This window comes from Paraburkholderia sp. BL10I2N1 (assembly GCF_004361815.1).
In the GTDB taxonomy this organism is placed as follows: Bacteria; Pseudomonadota; Gammaproteobacteria; order Burkholderiales; family Burkholderiaceae; genus Paraburkholderia.
Genome location: NZ_SNWA01000001.1, coordinates 1030902 through 1049903, shown reverse-complemented (window position 1 = coordinate 1049903; position 19002 = coordinate 1030902). Strand labels below are relative to the sequence as shown.

Genomic DNA, 19002 nt, shown 5'->3' with positions numbered 1-19002 from the left:
GCCGGGCGAGGCAGGCGAGGGCGCCCGGGGCTATAGCGAATTCATAGGGGAACCTGATACATGGCAGGCGTGGCGGTGATGGTTATCGACGTGCAGCGGGAGTTTTTCTGTGGCCCGTCAGCGTCGTATCGAAGCGATGAAGTGATCGGCGGTATCAACCGACTTACCGCTGCCGCGCGTCTGGCGCTCGCGCCGGTGTTTTTCGTTCAGCATGACGGCGCGCCTGGTGCGGAAGTCGCGCTCGGCACCGAAGGCTGGCAACTGCATCCGGCGCTTTTACGAACTGGCGATGACTGCGTCGTGCATAAGACCGTCGGCGATTCCTTTCACGAGACGACGCTGGACGGACAGCTCGAACGCCTCAGCATCGACCGCCTGCTGGTTTGCGGCTACGCGACCGAGTTCTGCGTCGACACGGCAGCGCGCCGGGCCGTCACGCTCGGCTACCGGACCACGGTCGTTTCCGATCTGCATACCACGCAGCAAAGAGCGCATCTCATGCCTGAGCAGATCGTCGCCCATCACAACTGGGTGTGGGCGAATTCGTCTATGGCGGGCAATCGCGTCTGCGTGAGCCCGCTTTCCGATGTGCTTGTGAGGGAGTTTGCATGAGCATCAAGGCAGTCGTTTTCGATTTCGGCGGCGTATTGATCGACTGGAGCCCCGAATACCTGTACCGGACGCTGATTCCGGACGAAACGGAGCGCCGCTGGTTTCTGACCGACGTTTGCGCGATGGACTGGGTGATCCAGCAGGACGGCGGCCAGACGATCGTCGAGGGCACCGCCGAACTGATCGCGAAGTTTCCCGAGCATGAAACGCTGATCCGAGCGTTCTATGAACGGTGGCACGAGATGATCGCAGGGGTGCTTGACGATGGCATCGCAACGCTCGAGAAACTCGACTCGGCTGGCGTGCCGCTGTTCGGCCTGACGAACTGGTCGGCGGAGACGTTCCCTTATGCGTGGGAAAACTTCCCCGTGCTGCGACGCTTCAAGGACATCGTGGTGTCAGGCCGCGTAAAACTCGTCAAGCCTGATCCGGCGATTTTCGCCGAGATGGTGAAGCGCGTCGAAAGCCATCTTCCAGGTATCCAGCCGGCGGAACTCGTCTTTATCGACGATGACCGGAAGAACGCCGAAGCCGCGACCGCGCTCGGCTGGCATGGCGTTCATCACACGAGCGCCGCGAAGACCGATGCGAAGCTGCGCGAACTAGGGCTGCCGGTTTGAGTTGACGAGCGCTCCAACCCGTATCGCATCGGTGCGATGCGGGCGATTACTTCCCGATCAGGTTCAGCAGTGCGTTGCCGAGACCCTTGACCGGGCTTTCTTCAACAGATACGGATCGAGCGTCTTGATGTCGACGCCGCGTAGCGTCGTGGTGGTCTGCGAATCCTTTCTGGCGATTTTTATCCACCCGTCAAACGAAACCTTGCCGGTATGTGCTGGCCCCTTGATCGAGCCGTTGACGGCGACAGTGGTGGGTTCGTTGAGATCGGGCAGATGGATGTGATTGATGCTGGCGTTAGCGTCGCTAACGATGATCTTGTACGCTGGTTTGCTCACTTCGAAGTCGTAGAACACGAACGTGCCTTGGCGGAATTCGATGTGATCGAAGAGCTTTTCGGGCGGCAGCGGCGTTTTTTCCGTACTGCTCGCAGTGTTCGGGCCGGTGCTGCTGGGGCTGCTCAACGACTCTCGCAGATTCGGCAGCAACTTGAGCTTGCCGTCCGGTGTTCGCACCACGGTGAGCGTGAAACCGCTAATCACGACACTGCGCAGATGCACGCGCCGCTGGATCAGCTCGTGGACGTCCGGCGTCACCGTGATCTCGTCGGCGTGCAGCGGGTCGCCCGCGGGCCAGCCTTCGGGTGGCTTTAGACGAACGTTGGTGAGGCGGACGGAGGTCAGGCCGACATCGATCGAGTCGGCGCTGCCAAGCGGGCCGAGCGCCTGAATCACGCGCTCTTTTACTTCGTGCTGGACGAAATAGAGGCCGGCGAGCGCGGCGACGATCAGCGCAGCAACGACGCCAGCGACTGCAACGGCCACGCGCCCGCCCTTCGACAACGCCATGCCTGCCTCCTCGTCGCCCGGCCGCTCAAGGTGCGTGGCCTTGGCCGCCGCCCGGGTTGCCGCCCGCGTTCCTTATCGGCTGATCGGTTTGTAGCGCAGTCGCTTCGGCCGCGCGCCTTCCTCGCCAAGACGGTTACGCTTGTCCGCCTCGTATTCCTGATAGTTGCCGTCGAAGAACGTCGCCTGCGAATCGCCTTCGAAGGCCAGAATGTGGGTCGCGATCCGGTCGAGGAACCAGCGATCGTGCGAAATCACCAGCACCGAGCCCGCGAATTCGAGCAACGCGTCTTCGAGCGCGCGCAGCGTTTCGACGTCGAGGTCGTTCGACGGTTCGTCGAGCAGTAGCACGTTGCCGCCCGCAATCAGCGTTTTCGCCAGATGCAGCCGGCCGCGCTCACCGCCTGACAGGTTGCCGACAATCTTCTGCTGGTCGCCACCCTTGAAGTTGAAGCGGCCGATATACGCACGCGACGGCGTCTCGTACTTGCCCACCGTCAGCACGTCCGCGCCGCCGGAAATCTCTTCGAACACGGACTTCGAACCATCGAGGGCATCGCGGCTCTGATCGACGTAAGCGAGCTTCACGGTCGGGCCTTGTGCGATCTCGCCCGAATCCGGCTGTTCCTTGCCGGTCAGCATGCGGAACAGCGTCGACTTACCGGCGCCGTTCGGCCCGATGATGCCGACGATCGCGCCCGCCGGAATCTTGAAGCTCAGATTGTCGATCAGCAGACGGTCGCCGTATGACTTGCTTACGTTCTTGAACTCGATCACTTCATTGCCGAGCCGGTCACCGACCGGAATGAAGATTTCCGACGTTTCGTTGCGCTTCTGGTAATCCTGGCTGTTCAATTCTTCAAAGCGCGCAATCCGCGCCTTCGACTTCGCCTGACGGCCCTTCGGATTCTGGCGCACCCACTCCAGCTCCTTCTTGATCGCCTTCTGGCGCGCCGATTCCGATGCTTCTTCCTGCTTCAGCCGCTCTTCCTTCTGGTCGAGCCAACTGCTGTAGTTGCCCTTCCACGGAATGCCGTAGCCACGGTCGAGTTCGAGAATCCATTCCGCGGCGTTGTCTAGGAAGTATCTGTCGTGGGTCACAGCAACCACTGTGCCCGGGAAGCGCGTGAGGAACTGCTCCAGCCATTCGACCGACTCGGCGTCCAGGTGGTTGGTCGGCTCGTCGAGCAGCAGCATGTCCGGCTTTTCCAGCAGCAGCTTGCATAGCGCGACGCGGCGTTTCTCGCCGCCCGACAGATGCTCGATCTTCGCGTCCCAGGCGGGCAGGCGCAGTGCGTCAGCGGCGACTTCGATCTGCTGCTCCGGGCTGCCGCCGTCGGCCGTGGCGAGGATCGCTTCGTATTTGGCCTGCTCGGCAGCGAGCGCGTCGAAGTCGGCGTCCGGCTCCGCGTATGCGGCATAGATTTCATCGAGCTTCTTTTGCGCGTTGAACACGTCGCCAAGACCTTCTTCGACTGCTTCGCGCACCGTCTTTTGCGGATCGAGTTGCGGCTCCTGTGGCAGATAGCCGATGTTCAGGTTCGGCATCGGCGTGGCTTCGCCTTCGATGTCCTTGTCGACGCCCGCCATGATGCGGATCAGCGTCGACTTACCCGAGCCGTTCAGGCCGAGCAGGCCGATTTTCGCGCCGGGGAAAAACGACAGCGAAATGTCTTTGAGGATCTGACGCTTGGGCGGCACGATTTTGCCGACCCGGTTCATGGTGAATACGTATTGGGCCATTTGCTTGAAGTCACGCGTTGACGCCGCCTGCCGCGAACGGCGGCGGTCGTGGGTGGATGGATATGGGTTTGTCGGGTTCCCGGCCGGCGCCGGCAGGCCGGCGCGCGTGGGAGAAACGCCATTGTACTTCGCGCTCCAGGGCGAAAGCACCGTTGCGCCGCTCGGTTGCGGATCAGTCAATTGATGCGCTTGCCTGTCGACGGGTCGAAAAAGTGGAGCCGTTGAGCGGGAAGCGCCACTTCCAGCGCCTCGCCGCGCGCCGGCCGGTGTGCGTGAGGCAGGCGGACCGTAACGTCGTGCTTGCCCCAACGACCGTGGACCAGATTGTCGGCCCCCAGCAACTCGCAGGAGTCGACCGGGAGCGTCACGTGCGCAACGCCCGGCTGACCGGGCGTCATATGCTCGGGACGGATGCCGACAACCCACTCGCGTCCAGCCGCCAGTGCGCCACCGATGCCCGGCATCCCCGCTAGCGGCAGCTTCGGCCCGCTGCCCGCCACTTCAAAAAACGCGCCGTCGCCGGATACGCGGCCTTCCAGCAGATTCATGCCCGGCGAGCCGATGAAACTGGCGACGAACACCGTCGCCGGGCGCTCGTAGACATCGGTGGGCGCGCCAATCTGCTCCGCGTGGCCGCGGTTCATCACGATCACCCGCCGGGCCAGGGTCATCGCTTCGATCTGGTCGTGGGTGACGTAGAGGCTCGTCGTGGCGAGCCGCGCATGCAGGCGCTGGATTTCCAGGCGCATTTGCACCCGCAGCCGCGCGTCGAGATTCGAGAGCGGCTCGTCGAATAGAAACACTGCCGGTTCGCGCACGATCGCCCGGCCCATCGCGACGCGTTGCCGCTGTCCGCCGGACAGCTCACGCGGCTTGCGGGCCAGCAGCGGTTCGAGTTCGAGAATCTTCGCCGCGGCCTCGACGCGCCGTTCGATGGTCGCGCGATCCACGCCGCCGATCTTCAGCGCGTACCCCATGTTCTGCGCGACGCTCATGTGCGGATAGAGCGCGTAGTTCTGGAACACCATCGCGATGTTGCGGTCCTTGGGCTCGAGCGTATTGACGACCTTGCCGTCGATTGAGATCGTTCCTTCGGATATGCGCTCGAGTCCTGCCACCATGCGCAGCAGTGTCGACTTGCCGCAGCCTGACGGCCCGACCATGACGACGAATTCGCCGTCGGCAACATCCACGTCGATGCCGTGCAGCACGAACTGTTTGCCGTCGTAGGTCTTTTTCACGCTCTTCAACGTCAGTGCAGCCATTCCCGCTCACCTTTTTTCAGTCGCGCCATGCTCGAAATGCGCGACCGCGATGTTTTCAGTTGAGGACAAAAGCCTGAGCCGCCTATTTTTCGGCATCCACGAGGCCACGCACGAACCAGCGCTGCATCACCAGCACGACGACGAGTGGCGGCAGCATCGCGAGCAGCGTCGCGGTCATGACGAGATGCCATTCAGTCGCCGTATCGCCGGACGCGATCATGCTCCGGATGCCGACCACCGCCGTGGTCATCGATTGCTGGCTGGTGATCAGGATCGGCCACAGATACTGGTTCCAGCCGTATATGAAGGTGATAACGAACAGCGCCGCCATGTTCGTCTTCGACAGCGGCACGACTATGTCCCAGAAGAAACGCAGCGGCCCGGCGCCATCGATACGCGCGGCTTCCATCAGCTCGTCCGGCAGCGTCATGAAGAACTGCCGGAACAGGAAGGTTGCCGTGGCCGAGGCGATCAAGGGCAGCGTCAGCCCGGCGTATGTGTTGCTCAGGTGCAGCGACGAGACCACCTGCACGGTCGGGAAGATACGCACTTCGACCGGCAGCATCAGCGTGATGAAGATCAGCCAGAACGAAAGATTCTTGAACGGAAAGCGGAAGAACACGATCGCGTAAGCGGAGAGCATCGATACAGCGATCTTGCCGATCGTAATGACGAGCGCCATCACGAGGCTGTTGAGCAGCATGCGGCCGAACGGACTCGCGGCGTTGCCGCTGCCGTGCGACCACACGGTCGCGATGTTGTCGAACAGATGCGTGCTGGGCGCGAGCGCAAGCGGCACGCTGAAGACCTGGTGCTCATTCATCGTCGCGGCACAAAATGCGACGTACACCGGAAACGCGACCAGCACCACACCGATGATCAGCACCGCGTGGCAGAAGAGGTCGAACGCGCGTCGGTTCTCGATCATGAGTACTGGACCCTGCGCTCGATGAAACGGAACTGCACGACGGTCAGTGCGATGACGATCACCATCAGCACGACCGACTGCGCGCCTGAACTGCCGATATCGAGCCCCTGAAAGCCTTCGGCGAAGATCTTGTAGATCAGCGTCCGGGTCGATTGCGCGGGGCCGCCGCCGGTGGCTGCATCGATGATCGGGAAGGTGTCGAAAAACGCGTAGACGAGATTGACGACGAGCAGGAAGAAGCTCGTCGGTGACAGCAGGGGCAACGCGATGCCGAAGAAACGGCGCACCGGACCCGCACCATCGATGGCGGCTGCTTCGATCAGCGATCGCGGAATGGCCTGCAGCCCGGCGTAGAAGAACAGGAAGTTATAGCTGACCTGTTTCCAGACCGAGGCGAGCACGACCAGGAACATGGCCTGTCCGGCGTTGAGCGCGTGATTCCATACGATGCCGTATCGGGCGAGCGCATAGGTCACAAGCCCGATGCTCGGATTGAAGAGAAACGACCAGAGCACGGCGGCGATGGCGGGCGCGACCGCATACGGCCAGATGAGCAGCGTCTGATAGGCTTTTGCGCCGCGCGTCACGCGGTCGGCGCAGGCCGCGAGTAGAAGCGAAATGACGAGCCCGCTGACCGTGACGAGCGAACAGAAAATCAGCGTCGTCTCGAGCGACGCCAGATAGAGCGGGTCGGCGAAGAGCTGTCTGAAATTGCCGAGCCCGACGAATTCGCTGGACGTGCCGAACGCATCCTGGGTTTGCGTGGACTGCCATAGCGCCACGGCGGCAGGCCACAGAAAGAACAGCAGCGTGATTGCGAGTTGCGGCGCGACCAGCAGATAAGGCAGGACGCCTGTGCCGAAGCGGGATCGCTTTTCCATCGAGTGTTCCCGAAGAGGATGCACGCGAGCGCGTTCGTTGCGCCCGCAGAAACCAGCCGGCGTTCAGTGCGTCAGACGGTGCCGTGACGACGTGCACCGGTTCTGATCACGCACTGAACGTGGCCGTCGCTCAGCCGCCGGCCTTTTCGAAGCGACGCAGCAACTCGTCGCCGCGCGAGACCGAGGAGTCGAGCGCTTCCTGCGGGGACTTCTTCTGTGCCCAGACCTGCTCGAGCTCCTCGTCGATGATCGTGCGGATCTGCGGCATGTTGCCCAGACGCAGTCCTTTGGTGTACGGCAGCGGCGGCTTGTTGAGCATCTGGCGGATCGCCGTGTCGCTGCCTGGATTCTTCTCGTAGAAGCCCTGTTGCTGCGTCAGTTGATAGGCTGCTGTAGTAACGGGCAGGTAGCCCGTGTCCTGATGCCACTTCGCCGCCACCGGCGGCGAGCTCAGATACGCGAGGAATTTCGCCACGCCGTTGTAGACGGCTGGATCCTTGCCCGACAGCACCCAGAGGCTCGCGCCACCGATGATTGCATTCTGCGGCGCGCCTTTCACGCTCGCGTCGTACGGCATCATGCCGGTGCCGAAGCTGAACTTCGCGTACTTCCTGATCGTGGCAAGCGAGCCCGACGAGTTCGTGATGATTCCGCAGTCGCCGCTATAGAACTTCGATACCGGCTCGTCCTTGCGACCGACGTAGGTGAACGTGCCGTCCTTCGCCATGTTCTGCAGGAACTGGATGTGCGCGACCTGGAGCGGCTTGTTTAATTCGAGCTGCGCCTCGGCGCCGTCGAAACCGTTGTTCTTCGACGCGAACGGTGCGCCATGCCACGCGCTGTAGTTCTCGAGCTGGATCCAGCTCTGCCAGCCTGACGAATAGCCGCATGACATGCCCGACGCCTTCAGCTTCTGCGCATCCTGTTGCAGTTCGGCCCAGGTTTTCGGCGGCTGGTTGGGATCGAGGCCGGCCTTTTTGAAGGCGTCCTTGTTGTAGTACAGCACTGGCGTCGAGCTGTTGAACGGCATCGAGATCAGATGGCCGGTCTTTGCATCGCTGTAGTAGCCCGCGATGGTCGGCACGAATGCCTTTTCGTCGAATGGCACGCCGGCCTGTTTGAACACGTCCGAAACCGGGATCACGGCCTTCTTCGCCTGCATCATCGTGGCGGTGCCCACTTCGTAGACCTGCAGGAGCGCGGGAGCATTGCCGCTGCGATACGCTGCGATACCCGCGGCGAGCGTCTGGTCGTAGCTGCCCTTGAACACCGGGACAATCCTGTAGTCGCTTTGGGAGGCGTTGAAGTCATTCGCGATGTCGTTCAGTCTCTCGCCGAGTGCAGCCTCCATCGCGTGCCAGAACTGGATTTCTGTCGCGGCATGGGCGGCCTGGCCGGTGCCAAAGGCCAGCATCGCAGCAATGGAAAACGAACGGAACAGGGGCTTGCAACTCATCGATGGTCTCCTTCTTCGGGTCGAGCGCAGGGTTGGGTTGCGCGATTCTAGTTACGTTCGATGACAGTCACGCGATGATCCTCGTTGCGCACGCAATGAACGGTCATATTTCGTGGCTTGCTGGCGCAGGGTTGCGGCGCCGCTGTACTTGAGCAGGCGTTTTGGGCTTGCAAAAGCCGCAATCTAGCACCAGCGATTCTGAAGCGAAAGGGTGACGCGCGAGCGGCGTCTGCTTGTTGCAAGGCATGAAAAAACCCCGTAGCCACCTGGGCTTACGGGGTTTTCCGCGAGGTTTGCGGGATGAGCGGCGAGAGCGCCGCAGTCCTTACACGTTAAACAGGAAGTTCATTACGTCGCCGTCATGCACAACATATTCCTTGCCTTCTGCGCGCATCTTGCCCGCTTCCTTCGCGCCCTGTTCGCCCTTGAAGGCCACAAAGTCATTGAAGCCGATCGTCTGTGCACGAATGAAGCCGCGTTCGAAATCGGTGTGAATCACGCCCGCCGCCTGCGGTGCCGTATCGCCGATATGGATCGTCCATGCGCGCACCTCCTTCACGCCGGCCGTGAAGTACGTCTGCAGGCCGAGCAGCTTGAAGGCGGCGCGGGCCACGCGGTTCAGGCCCGGCTCTTCCATGCCCATATCGGCGAGAAACACTTCCTTGTCTTCGTCGGCGAGATCGGCGATTTCCGCTTCGATCGCGGCGCACACCGCGACCACCGGCGCCTTTTCCGCTTCCGCATACTTGCGCACCGCGTCCAGATGCGGGTTGTTCTCGAAGCCGTTTTCCTTCACGTTGGCGACGTACATCGTCGGCTTCGCGGTGATCAGGCAGAACGGCTTGAGCAGCGCCTGATCTTCGTCCGACAGGCTGAGCGCGCGCACTGGCCTCGCCTGATCCAGATGGGCGCGGACCTTTTCCAGCACGGCCGCAAGCTTGACCGCTTCCTTGTCGTTGCCCGACCTGGCAGCCTTGGCGTAGCGGGTCAGCGATTTTTCGACCGTCGCGAGGTCAGCCAGCGCGAGTTCGGTGTTGATGACTTCTATATCCGACAGCGGATCGACCTTCCCCGCGACGTGGATCACATTCTCGTCTTCGAAGCAGCGCACGACGTGCGTAATCGCGTCGGTTTCGCGGATGTTCGCGAGGAACTGGTTGCCGAGCCCTTCGCCCTTGCTCGCGCCGGCCACGAGGCCCGCGATATCGACGAATTCGACCACCGCCGGCAGGATGCGCTCCGGCTTGACGATGGCGGCCAGCGCCTGAAGCCGCGCATCCGGCACTTCAACGATGCCGACGTTCGGCTCGATTGTGCAGAACGGATAGTTTTCGGCGGCGATGCCCGCCTTGGTCAGGGCGTTGAACAGGGTGGACTTGCCGACGTTAGGCAGGCCGACGATGCCGCATTGGAGGCTCATGGAGTTTCTCTAAAAATCGGGTGGTGACGTGCCTTACGTGGGTCCAGCATCGAACGGGCGGACGAACAGCTCCGGTATCGACATTGCGCGCCGGCAAAAGTCCGCGAGCGGGACAGCGCCGGACGTCGCGGCGCAGGCAGACGTCTTGTGCCGGTGACGGCTGTCACCGAAAACCGCAATTGTAACCCTGTCCGGGGCCGTACCCGTGCCGTCGGCGAACTCCGCGGCCCTGGCCGGGCCTGTTTGTCTTCAAAACCGTGGTCCGGGAAGCCGCCTGTACAAGAGCGGAAATGCCGCGCACGCCGCATCCGGCCCCGCGAATCCCCACAGCTATAATGCGTACATGAATGTTCACCATCAGACCTTTGACGCCGTCGTGATCGGCGGCGGCCTTGTCGGCAAGACGGCGGCGCTCGCGCTGACGCAGGGCGGCAAGCGCGTCGCGCTGCTCGCGCAGCCTTGCGCGGCGCCGCCGGCCGGGGCGGCCTTCGACGCGCGCGTCTATGCGCTGTCCGCCAGTTCGCAAGCGCTGCTGGAGCGGTTGCGCGTCTGGCAGGCGCTCGATCCGTCGCGCCTCGCGCCCGTCTACGACATGCGCGTGTTCGGCGATGCCGCCGCCGAACTCCATTTCTCCGCGTTTCAGGCGTCCGTGCCGCAACTGGCATGGATTGCCGAATCGTCGCTGATCGAGCGTGCGCTCGATGCTGCGCTGCGTTTCCAGCCCAATCTGACGTGGCTCGATACGCGCGCACAGGGGCTCGACGTCAAGGCCGACGCCGCAGCGATCGGCCTCGCGAACGGCGATGTGCTGGAGGCGGATCTGGTTGTCGGCGCGGATGGCGCCCATTCGTGGGTACGCGCGCAGATCGGCTCGAAGGTTCACCGGCGCGATTACAGGCAGACGGGCGTCGTCGCGAACTTCAAGGCGGCGCGCCCTCACGGCGATACCGCTTACCAGTGGTTCAGGGACGGCGAGATCATCGCGCTGCTGCCGTTGCCGGACGGACATGTATCGCTCGTCTGGTCGGCGGCCAGCCAACACGCGCGCGAACTGCTGGAACTCGATCCGGCGCAACTCGCGGCCGAGGTCGAGCGCGTCACGCAAGGCATGTCTGGCGCGCTCGAGTGCGTGACACCGGCCAAAGGCTTCCCGCTCGCGCTGCAGACCGTCGACCGGTTGATCGCGCCGCGTGTCGCGCTCATCGGCGACGCCGCGCATCTGATTCATCCGCTGGCCGGTCAGGGCATGAATCTGGGTTTGCGCGATGCGGCGTCGCTCGTCGACGTGATCGCCGGCAAGGAAGCATTCCGCGATCTCGGCGACACAGTGCTGCTGCGTCGCTACGAACGCTCGCGTCGCGAGGACATCCGCGGCCTGATGATCGCGACCGATGGCCTGCAAAAGCTTTTCGCCGTCCCGGGCACGATTGCACGAGCGGTTCGCAATACCGGTATGGCTTTCGTCGGCGCGCAGCCGTTGCTCAAGCGCTGGCTGGTGTCGGCGGCGCTGGGCTGAACTTCAGGCACGCAGGGCTTCACAGAACACAAGAACACACGAACGCACGCCGCAGCGCGTGCGACTGACTCAGGGAATCGAACATGAAAAGACGTATCCGTATCGCGACAATGGCGCTGGCCGTTGCCGCCGCCACACTCGGCTGTTCCGCGCAGGCCGACCAGACCACCGACAAGCTGAAGGCCACGCTGCAACCGCGCCTTGGCGACGCAACGATCAAGAGCATCTCGAAATCGCCGATCGCGGGGCTGTACGAGGTGAACCTCGGCACGCAGATCATCTATAGCGATGCAATCGGCGACTACCTCGTGCTGGGCGACATCGTCGATGCGAAGTCGCGCACCAACGTCACCGAAGCGCGTCTCGCGGAAACCAACAAGATCGACTTCGCCAACCTGCCGTTCGGCGACGCCGTGAAGGTCGTGAAGGGTAACGGCGCGCGCAAGATCGCCGTGTTCTCCGACCCGAACTGCCCGTACTGCAAGCAGCTCGAGACGACGCTGAAGTCGATCGATAACGTCACGGTCTACACGTTCCTGTATCCGGTGCTATCGGCCGATTCGACGGCGAAGTCGAAGGCGATCTGGTGTTCGGCCGATCGCGCCAAGGCGTGGGAATCGTGGATGCTCGACCGTCATGTGCCGACGGCAGCCGCCAGTTGCGACACGACCGCCATCGACAAGAACCTGGCGCTCGGCCAGCAGATGAACGTCAACGGCACGCCGACGGTCTTCCTCGCGGACGGCCGTCGCCTGCCGGGCGCCGTGCCGGCCGACCGGCTGGACAAGGAACTGTCCGCCGTACATTGAGGGCGCGCATCGCCCGTCGTCGATCAGGAGGCGCGTCATGCGCCTCCTGCCGTTTTAACGCCCCTTGCCTGATGTCCTGCCGATGAAGCCGATCCGCTACACCATCGTCCCGAAGCAACCCGCCGCCCATCTGTTCGAAGTCACCGTCACCGTCGCCGATCCTGATCCGGCCGGCCAGCGTTTCATGCTGCCCGTGTGGATTCCGGGGAGCTACATGGTGCGCGAATTCGCGCGCAACATCGTGACGCTGCGCGCCTTCAATGACGCGGGCCGCAAGGTCCGCATCGAGAAAACCGACAAGCAGTCGTGGCAGGCCGCACCGGTCAAAGGCGAGCTGACGCTGCGTTACGAGGTCTACGCGTGGGATATGTCGGTGCGTGCCGCGCATCTCGACGACACGACGGGATTCTTCAACGGCACGAGCGTGTTTCTGTCGGCGGTGGGGCACGAGGAAGCGCAGTGTGTCGTCGACATCCAGAAGCCAGCGGGCAACGAATACCGCAACTGGCGCGTCGCGACCGCGCTGCCCGAGGCGCGCGGCACACGTCGCTACGGCTTCGGCGAGTATCGCGCGCACAACTACGATGAGCTCGTGGATCATCCTGTGACGCTCGGCGAGTTCGCGCTGGGGACGTTCAAGGCGCACGGTGTGCCGCACGATATCGTCATCGCCGGTCGCGTGGTTGCGCTCGACATGGACCGTCTTGCCGCCGACCTGAAGCGCGTCTGCGAAGCGCAGATCGCGCTGTTCGAACCGAAATCGAAGAAGGCGCCTGTCGATCGCTACGTGTTCATGACGCAGGCGGTCAGCGATGGCTATGGGGGCCTCGAGCACCGCGCTTCCACCGCGCTGATCTGCAATCGCGCCGATCTGCCGGTCACGGGACGGCCCGAGACCAGCGAGGGCTACCGGACCTATCTGGGCCTTTGCAGCCATGAATACTTCCACACGTGGAATGTGAAGCGCATCAAGCCGGCGGCCTTCGTGCCGTACGATCTAACGCGCGAGAACTACACGTCGCTGCTGTGGCTCTTCGAAGGCTTCACCTCGTACTACGACGATCTGATTCTGGTGCGCAGCGGACTCATCACCCCGGATGACTATTTCGGCCTGCTCGGCAAGGTGGTGGGCGGCGTGCTGCGCGGCAGCGGGCGGCAGAAACAGACGGTGGCGGAAAGCTCGTTCGACACATGGGTCAAGTATTACCGCCAGGACGAGAATGCCCCCAATGCCATCGTCAGCTATTACACGAAGGGCTCGCTCGTCGCGCTCGCGTTCGATTTGACGATTCGCGCGCAGACCGGCAACCGCAAATCGCTCGACGACGTGATGCGGCTGCTGTGGCACCGCTTTGGCCGCGATTTCTATCGCGGCAATCCGGTCGGCGTTTCCGAGGCACAGATCGAGGCGCTGTTCGCGGAAGCGACGGGCGCGGATCTTGTCGAGGTGTTCGCCCAGGGCGTGCACGGCACGCGCGACCTGCCGCTCGAGACGCTGCTCGCGCCGTTCGGGGTGGGCATGGCGCCGGAGACGGACAAAAACGGCAAGCCCTCGCTCGGCGCGCGCGTGCGCGGCGGCGCGGACTGCACGCTGACGGCCGTGCACGACGGCAGCGCGGCGCAGAAGGCGGGCCTGTCGGCCGGCGACGTGCTCGTCGCGATCGATGGCCTGCGCGTCACAGGCTCCAATCTCGATGCGTTGCTGTCGCGCTATCTGCCGGGCGCAAAAGTGGAGGTTCACGCGTTCCGGCGCGATGAGCTTCGCACGGCGCAGGTCAAGCTCGACGGCCCGGAGGTGACGCGGTACAAGCTTTCGGTGACCGATAAGCGGGCGGCGCGTAACTGGCGCGAGCGCTGGCTCGCGGGCTGACGGCTTGCAGGTCGCCCGGCCAACGATCACCGGCCACCGGCTCCGGTTCCGGCTTCCAGATTCAGCCGACCAGCCACCGGCTCACGGGCCATCCGACGGATTGTTCTACTCATGCAACAATCCGTCGCTTGCGCGGTACTTTTTCCCACCCCGTTAAAAAAACACAATGGCTCCACTCGCGCAACACTGCGCGCCCCAACTGGAGTCAACCATGACCACGATTCTGCAAATCAACTCGGCAGCCCGCTCGCAAGGCGCAAACTCGACGCTGCTTGCCAACGAACTGACCGCGAAGCTGCAACAGTCGAAACCGGGCGCGCAAGTCGTCGTCCGTAACCTGCAGGCCGAGCCGCTGCCCCACCTCGACGACGCGATCCTCGGCGCGTTCTTCACGCCCGCAGAGCAGCGCACGCCGGAACAGCAGGCTATTGCTGCTCGCAGCGAAGCGCTGATCGCCGAACTGCAAGCCGCTGACGTCATTGTGATTGCCGCGCCGCTGTACAACTTCGGCGTGTCGTCGCAATTGAAGACCTATTTCGACTTCATCGCCCGCGCTGGCATCACGTTCAAGTACGGCGCGAATGGTCCGGAAGGCCTCGTGACGGGCAAGAAGGTGCACGTCGTGTCGGCACGCGGCGGCAAGTACGCTGGCACGCCGGGCGACAGCCAGACGCCGTACCTGAAGACGTTCCTCGGCTTCCTCGGCATGACCGACGTGAACTTCATCTACGCTGAAGGCTTGAACATGGGCCCGGAAGTAGCGAATGCCGCTCTCGCCGGTGCACGCGAAGCCATCGCTGCTGTGTGAGGCTGGTGCTGCGGGTTGACGGCTCGTCCGTCATCCCGCACGAAAAAAAACGCCACGGAATCGGATTTCGTGGCGTTTTTTTTGCGCGGGTGGCCGGATGCATGGAGGGTGTTTTTCGCCTGCGCACCATAGAGCGCATCGTATTTCCGGTCGCCGAAGCCTAGGCCAGGGTCTGCGCTTCTTCCGGCAGACGCCAGTCAATCGGCTGGCGACCGCGTTGTTTAAGGTATTCGTTGGCCAGCACGAAATGCCGGCAACCGAGAAAACCGCGATGTGCCGACAATGGCGATGGGTGCGGCGCCTCCAGCACGCAGTGCGATCGACCGCCGAGCAACCCGCGCTTTGCCTGCGCATGCGCGCCCCACAACATGAACACGAGCCCTTCGTGACGCATCGCGAGTTCGTGAATCAGCGTGTCGGTGCATTTTTCCCAGCCGCGTTTTGCATGGCTTGCCGCCGAATCACGCTCAACGGTCAGCACCGTGTTCAGCAACAGCACGCCTTGCCGTGCCCAGGTGTCGAGACAGCCGTGACGCGGCGTGTCATGACCGAAATTCGCGGCGATTTCCTTGAAGATGTTGCGCAGCGACGGTGGCGGCCGAACCGACGGCGGTACAGAGAACGCAAGTCCATGCGCCTGCGGGGTGCCGCGATCTTCACCGTGATATGGATCCTGGCCGAGGATCACGACCTTGACGTCGTCGGGGCTGGTGAGGCGCAGTGCGCGAAAAACGTCGACGGGATAGACGGTTTTGCCCGCTGCGCGCTCACCGTCGACGAAACGGCAAAGCGGTGCGTAGGCATCACTGTCGATGAACGGACGCAGATGTGTGCGCCAGGCGGGCGGCAGTGCGTCGAACTGGGCTTCGAGCGTGATGATGTCTGTCGATTGGGTCGACGACGAAGCCTTGTCGTGACTGTCTGTCTGGTCGCTGAACAGCGAAGCCTGCGACGACGGAGAACGGGAGCGGGTAGCGGAGGTCATGACCGGGGAGTGTCGCAGCAAACTGTGCGTAGCTCAAGACGTGTGACTTCTCACACGAGCGCGGTTCACTGCTCGCGTAGACGGTATCCGCGCTGAGCCTTGCTGATATCGTCGGGCGCGAGGCCGGGAATGTGCGCCGATAGTTCCCGGGCAAGCGCGTGTAGCGCCGCTTCGTCGCCGTGCTTCAGTTCCAGTTCGACTTCGGAAATGGGCGCACGGCGAGTGGCGCCGTTCACCTCGGCGATGACTTCGCCCTGATCGATCGCCACTTCGATTTCGGCGCCATCCTGCTGCACCAGCCAAAGCGTTCGCGTGAAATCGGTGCGGAACAGTTCGATCAACTTCGGCGCGGCCTGACGAAGCGCCGCTGCGACATCGGGTACATCGCACTCGCGCAGCAGCGCATCGATTTCCAGCGCTTCGCCCGCCACCGGCATTTCCCACTCATGGCGGCTATGCAGTCCGTCCTTCGCCGCGCCTGCTGTCTTGAACGTCTGAAGCCAGCCATCCGGCGTGCGTCTCAGCCGAAGTGCGCTTTTCGAACGGGCGAGCGTCCATGCAGGCGTATCGAAGTAAATGTTTTCGAGCCTGATTGCGTGACCGGTGTTGCCCGTGCGCGTGATGAAAAGCTGCGTGGCCATATCAAACTGATCTGCCGGCAACGCCAGCTTGATTTCACGCTCCATACCCATCGCGCACCTCGTCCGCTTCGATCAGAAGAACATCCGCGCGAGTTCCGCGCCCGGTTCTTCCGCGCGCATGAACGCCTCGCCGACGAGGAATGTATGCACGTCCATCGCCCGCAGCCGCTCCACATCAAGGCGCGACAGGATCCCGGATTCGGTTACGACGATGCGGTCGTCAGGCATCGATTCGAGCATGCCGATTGTCGTTTCGATCGACGTTTCGAAGGTGCGCAGATTGCGGTTGTTGATGCCGATGAGCGGCGTCTTCAGCGTGAGGGCTTCCATCAGTTCGTCCCTGTCGTGCACTTCGACGAGCACCGCCAGCCCCAGCGAGTGGGCGAACGCTTCGAGATCCTGCATCTGCGACGTTTCGAGCGCGGCGGCGATCAGCAGGATCGCATCGGCGCCCATCGCCCGGGCTTCGACGATCTGGTACGGATCGATGATGAAGTCCTTGCGCAGCACCGGCAGATCACACGCGGCGCGCGCTTCTTCCAGATAGGCGGCGCTGCCCTGGAAGAACTGGACATCGGTGAGAACGGAAAGGCAGGCCGCGCCGTGCTTCGCGTACGAGCGTGCGATGTCGGCCGGCACGAAAGGGTCACGCATTACACCCTTTGACGGACTCGCCTTTTTCACTTCGGCGATCACGGCAGCCTGACCTGCCGCGTGCTTTGCACGCAAGGCGCCGACGAAATCGCGTTTGTCGCGCGCCGATGCTTCAAGGCGCAGTTCTTCGAGCGGTGCGCTCATTTCCGCGGCGCGGACTTCGTCGCGCTTGACCGCGATAATGCGTTCCAGAATATCGCTCATGGGTGTCCCGATACAGAAATTACTGCTTGAATTGCTGGGTAAAGCGCACCAGTTCATCGACCTTCGCGCGCGCGCGGCCGCTCGCGATCGTTTCGCGTGCGATCTGGATGCCGTCCGCAATCGACGCCACCACGTTTGCCGAGTACAGCGCCGTGCCTGAGTTCAGCACGACGATCTCGCGCGCGACGCCCGGTTTGTTATCGAGCGCTTCGAGCAGCATGACCTTCGATTCGCTGGCATTGGCAACTTTCAGCGTCCGGTTCGACACCATCTGCATGCCGAAGTCTTCCGGATGGATCTCGTACTCATGAACCTCGCCGTCGCGCAGTTCGCCGACCTGGGTGGCCGCGCCGAGCGAAACCTCGTCCATGCCGTCCATGCCGTAGACGACCAGCACGTGCTTTGCGCCAAGCCGCTGCATCACGCGCACCTGGATGCCGACGAGATCCGGATGGAAGACGCCCATTAACTGGTTCGGCGCGCCGGCCGGGTTAGTCAGCGGCCCGAGTATGTTGAAGATGGTCCGCACGCCGAGTTCGCGACGCACCGGCGCGATGTTCTTCATTGCCGGATGGTGGTTCGGCGCGAACATGAAACCCATGCCGGTTTCAGCGATCGATGCCGCCACCTGCTCGGGCTGCAGATCGATATTGACGCCGAGCGCCTCGAGGACGTCGGCGCTGCCCGACTTGCTCGACACGCCGCGATTGCCGTGCTTCGCGACCTTCGCGCCCGCAGCGGCCGTGACGAACATGGTGGCCGTCGAGATATTGAAGGTGTGCGAGCCGTCGCCGCCGGTGCCGACAATATCGACGAAGTTCGAGTTGTCCTTCACTTCGACCTGTCTGGCGAATTCACGCATCACGGTGGCGGCGGCCGTGATTTCGCCGATGGTCTCTTTTTTGACGCGCAAGCCCGTGATGATCGCCGACGACATCACCGGCGAGAGTTCGCCGCGCATGATGAGACGCATCAGATGCAGCATTTCGTCGTGGAAAATTTCACGATGCTCGATCGTGCGCTGCAACGCTTCCTGCGGAGTGATCGACATGTTGTTTCCTCTTTTCTTCAGGCGTTGCGGTGGGCCGCGCCAGCGTGGACGAGCTTCGACTGCTTCACGAAGTTTTCGAGCAGTGCATGGCCGTGTTCGGACAGGATCGATTCCGGGTGGAACTGCACGCCTTCGACGGCCAGTTCCTTGTGACGCACGCCCATGATCTCGCCGTCGTCGGTCCAGGCCGACACCTCGAGACAGTCAGGCAGCGACTCGCGCTCGATGGCGAGCGAATGGTAGCGCGTCACGGTGAAATGCTTCGGCAGGTCGGCGAACACGCCTTTGCAGTCGGTTTCGATCTGGCTCACCTTGCCGTGCATGATGGTCTGCGCGCGCACGACGCGCCCGCCGAACGCTTCGCCGATCGCCTGATGGCCGAGGCATACGCCGAGAATCGGAATCGTGCCCGAAAACCTGCGTAGCACGTCGAGCGTGATGCCCGCGTGTTGCGGATTGCTCGGTCCAGGCGACAGGCAGATGCGCTCGGGATTGAGCTTTGCGATCTCGTCGAGGGTGATTTCGTCGTTGCGGTAGGTCTCTACGTCTTCGCCGAGTTCGCCGAAGTACTGGACCAGGTTATAGGTGAACGAGTCGTAGTTGTCGATCATGAGCAGCATGATTGCTCCTAACTTATTGAAAGTAGTGGAGTTTGCAGATTCTGAGGGCATCGGGCGTGATTTTTCACCCGGATTT

The 19002-nt window shown here is 62.7% G+C and carries 18 protein-coding genes; 6 read left to right on the top strand and 12 right to left on the bottom strand.

The genetic code is table 11. The features are described 5' to 3' along the window. The first annotated feature begins 60 nt into the window (after positions 1-60). On the top strand, positions 61-612 hold the full coding sequence (locus B0G77_RS04880) for an isochorismatase family protein (RefSeq protein WP_133661106.1): 552 nt from the start codon (positions 61-63) through the stop codon (positions 610-612). Continuing rightward, positions 609-1232: an HAD family phosphatase gene (locus B0G77_RS04875; RefSeq protein WP_133661105.1), complete on the top strand. Its 624-nt coding sequence runs from the start codon at positions 609-611 to the stop codon at positions 1230-1232. Before B0G77_RS04880 ends, B0G77_RS04875 begins: the two co-directional genes overlap by 4 nt. A 63-nt stretch (positions 1233-1295) precedes the next feature. On the opposite strand, the gene B0G77_RS04870 is transcribed toward B0G77_RS04875, so the two are convergent. The 7 genes from B0G77_RS04870 to ychF form a co-directional block, all read right to left on the bottom strand. Beyond that, a complete protein-coding gene (locus tag B0G77_RS04870; protein WP_133661104.1) occupies positions 1296-2078 on the bottom strand; it encodes a DUF748 domain-containing protein in 783 nt (260 codons plus the stop codon). A gap of 72 nt (positions 2079-2150) precedes the next feature. Further along, positions 2151-3818 (bottom strand): energy-dependent translational throttle protein EttA, encoded by a 1668-nt coding sequence (gene ettA / locus B0G77_RS04865; protein WP_133661103.1) that lies wholly within the window; start codon positions 3816-3818, stop codon positions 2151-2153. Between the two features lie 176 nt (positions 3819-3994). Next, the gene (locus B0G77_RS04860; protein WP_133661102.1) at positions 3995-5083 is read right to left on the bottom strand and encodes a sn-glycerol-3-phosphate import ATP-binding protein UgpC; all 1089 of its coding nucleotides are present in this window, start codon (positions 5081-5083) and stop codon (positions 3995-3997) included. Positions 5084-5165: 82 nt separating this feature from the next. Then, positions 5166-6011 carry a sn-glycerol-3-phosphate ABC transporter permease UgpE gene (gene ugpE, locus B0G77_RS04855; protein WP_133661101.1) on the bottom strand — a complete coding sequence of 282 codons (846 nt, stop codon included), beginning with the start codon at positions 6009-6011 and terminating at the stop codon, positions 5166-5168. Next, positions 6008-6892 (bottom strand): sn-glycerol-3-phosphate ABC transporter permease UgpA, encoded by an 885-nt coding sequence (gene ugpA / locus B0G77_RS04850; protein ID WP_133661100.1) that lies wholly within the window; start codon positions 6890-6892, stop codon positions 6008-6010. The genes ugpE and ugpA overlap by 4 nt, the downstream gene beginning before the upstream one ends. A 130-nt stretch (positions 6893-7022) precedes the next feature. Then, positions 7023-8348 carry a sn-glycerol-3-phosphate ABC transporter substrate-binding protein UgpB gene (ugpB, locus tag B0G77_RS04845; RefSeq protein WP_133661099.1) on the bottom strand — a complete coding sequence of 442 codons (1326 nt, stop codon included), beginning with the start codon at positions 8346-8348 and terminating at the stop codon, positions 7023-7025. Between the two features lie 325 nt (positions 8349-8673). Continuing rightward, positions 8674-9768, bottom strand: a complete 1095-nt coding sequence (ychF, locus tag B0G77_RS04840) for a redox-regulated ATPase YchF (RefSeq protein WP_133661098.1) — start codon at positions 9766-9768, stop codon at positions 8674-8676. A 343-nt stretch (positions 9769-10111) separates the two neighbouring features. Here ychF and B0G77_RS04835 point away from each other — a divergent pair, with 343 nt between their 5' ends. The 4 genes from B0G77_RS04835 to B0G77_RS04820 all read left to right on the top strand — a co-directional run bounded on the left by B0G77_RS04835 (position 10112) and on the right by B0G77_RS04820 (position 14771). Further along, the gene (locus tag B0G77_RS04835) at positions 10112-11284 is read left to right on the top strand and encodes a UbiH/UbiF family hydroxylase (RefSeq protein WP_133661097.1); all 1173 of its coding nucleotides are present in this window, start codon (positions 10112-10114) and stop codon (positions 11282-11284) included. Positions 11285-11367: 83 nt separating this feature from the next. Then, on the top strand, positions 11368-12093 hold the full coding sequence (locus B0G77_RS04830; protein WP_133661096.1) for a DsbC family protein: 726 nt from the start codon (positions 11368-11370) through the stop codon (positions 12091-12093). Between the two features lie 82 nt (positions 12094-12175). Continuing rightward, positions 12176-13963, top strand: coding sequence for a PDZ domain-containing protein (locus tag B0G77_RS04825; RefSeq protein ID WP_133661095.1), 1788 nt, complete (start codon positions 12176-12178; stop codon positions 13961-13963). A gap of 211 nt (positions 13964-14174) precedes the next feature. Then, positions 14175-14771, top strand: a complete 597-nt coding sequence (locus tag B0G77_RS04820) for an NAD(P)H-dependent oxidoreductase (RefSeq protein WP_133661094.1) — start codon at positions 14175-14177, stop codon at positions 14769-14771. A 160-nt stretch (positions 14772-14931) separates the two neighbouring features. Here B0G77_RS04820 and B0G77_RS04815 read toward each other — a convergent pair whose 3' ends face one another. From B0G77_RS04815 to B0G77_RS04795, 5 genes are all read right to left on the bottom strand, one after another. Further along, complete coding sequence (locus tag B0G77_RS04815; protein ID WP_133661093.1) at positions 14932-15756, bottom strand: uracil-DNA glycosylase; 825 nt, start codon at positions 15754-15756, stop codon at positions 14932-14934. Between the two features lie 65 nt (positions 15757-15821). Beyond that, positions 15822-16448, bottom strand: coding sequence for a CYTH domain-containing protein (locus tag B0G77_RS04810; RefSeq protein ID WP_133661092.1), 627 nt, complete (start codon positions 16446-16448; stop codon positions 15822-15824). A gap of 21 nt (positions 16449-16469) precedes the next feature. Next, positions 16470-17255 (bottom strand): indole-3-glycerol phosphate synthase TrpC, encoded by a 786-nt coding sequence (gene trpC, locus B0G77_RS04805; protein WP_133661091.1) that lies wholly within the window; start codon positions 17253-17255, stop codon positions 16470-16472. A gap of 19 nt (positions 17256-17274) precedes the next feature. Further along, complete coding sequence (gene trpD / locus B0G77_RS04800; RefSeq protein WP_133661090.1) at positions 17275-18306, bottom strand: anthranilate phosphoribosyltransferase; 1032 nt, start codon at positions 18304-18306, stop codon at positions 17275-17277. Between the two features lie 17 nt (positions 18307-18323). Then, positions 18324-18926: an aminodeoxychorismate/anthranilate synthase component II gene (locus tag B0G77_RS04795; protein ID WP_133661089.1), complete on the bottom strand. Its 603-nt coding sequence runs from the start codon at positions 18924-18926 to the stop codon at positions 18324-18326. Between the last annotated feature and the right edge of the window lie 76 nt (positions 18927-19002).

What these genes read in the sequence shown, in the direction of transcription:
- ettA (WP_133661103.1), bottom strand. Translation starts at nt 3,818, where the DNA reads ATGGCCCAATACGTATTCACCATGAACCGGGTCGGCAAAATCGTGCCG.
- ugpA (WP_133661100.1), bottom strand. Translation starts at nt 6,892, where the DNA reads ATGGAAAAGCGATCCCGCTTCGGCACAGGCGTCCTGCCTTATCTGCTG.
- B0G77_RS04815 (WP_133661093.1), bottom strand. Translation starts at nt 15,756, where the DNA reads ATGACCTCCGCTACCCGCTCCCGTTCTCCGTCGTCGCAGGCTTCGCTG.
- B0G77_RS04830 (WP_133661096.1), top strand. Translation starts at nt 11,368, where the DNA reads ATGAAAAGACGTATCCGTATCGCGACAATGGCGCTGGCCGTTGCCGCC.
- B0G77_RS04825 (WP_133661095.1), top strand. Translation starts at nt 12,176, where the DNA reads ATGAAGCCGATCCGCTACACCATCGTCCCGAAGCAACCCGCCGCCCAT.
- ugpB (WP_133661099.1), bottom strand. Translation starts at nt 8,348, where the DNA reads ATGAGTTGCAAGCCCCTGTTCCGTTCGTTTTCCATTGCTGCGATGCTG.
- B0G77_RS04875 (WP_133661105.1), top strand. Translation starts at nt 609, where the DNA reads ATGAGCATCAAGGCAGTCGTTTTCGATTTCGGCGGCGTATTGATCGAC.
- ychF (WP_133661098.1), bottom strand. Translation starts at nt 9,768, where the DNA reads ATGAGCCTCCAATGCGGCATCGTCGGCCTGCCTAACGTCGGCAAGTCC.
- B0G77_RS04870 (WP_133661104.1), bottom strand. Translation starts at nt 2,078, where the DNA reads ATGGCGTTGTCGAAGGGCGGGCGCGTGGCCGTTGCAGTCGCTGGCGTC.
- ugpE (WP_133661101.1), bottom strand. Translation starts at nt 6,011, where the DNA reads ATGATCGAGAACCGACGCGCGTTCGACCTCTTCTGCCACGCGGTGCTG.
- B0G77_RS04880 (WP_133661106.1), top strand. Translation starts at nt 61, where the DNA reads ATGGCAGGCGTGGCGGTGATGGTTATCGACGTGCAGCGGGAGTTTTTC.
- B0G77_RS04810 (WP_133661092.1), bottom strand. Translation starts at nt 16,448, where the DNA reads ATGGGTATGGAGCGTGAAATCAAGCTGGCGTTGCCGGCAGATCAGTTT.
- B0G77_RS04860 (WP_133661102.1), bottom strand. Translation starts at nt 5,083, where the DNA reads ATGGCTGCACTGACGTTGAAGAGCGTGAAAAAGACCTACGACGGCAAA.
- B0G77_RS04835 (WP_133661097.1), top strand. Translation starts at nt 10,112, where the DNA reads ATGAATGTTCACCATCAGACCTTTGACGCCGTCGTGATCGGCGGCGGC.
- trpC (WP_133661091.1), bottom strand. Translation starts at nt 17,255, where the DNA reads ATGAGCGATATTCTGGAACGCATTATCGCGGTCAAGCGCGACGAAGTC.
- B0G77_RS04820 (WP_133661094.1), top strand. Translation starts at nt 14,175, where the DNA reads ATGACCACGATTCTGCAAATCAACTCGGCAGCCCGCTCGCAAGGCGCA.
- B0G77_RS04795 (WP_133661089.1), bottom strand. Translation starts at nt 18,926, where the DNA reads ATGCTGCTCATGATCGACAACTACGACTCGTTCACCTATAACCTGGTC.
- trpD (WP_133661090.1), bottom strand. Translation starts at nt 18,306, where the DNA reads ATGTCGATCACTCCGCAGGAAGCGTTGCAGCGCACGATCGAGCATCGT.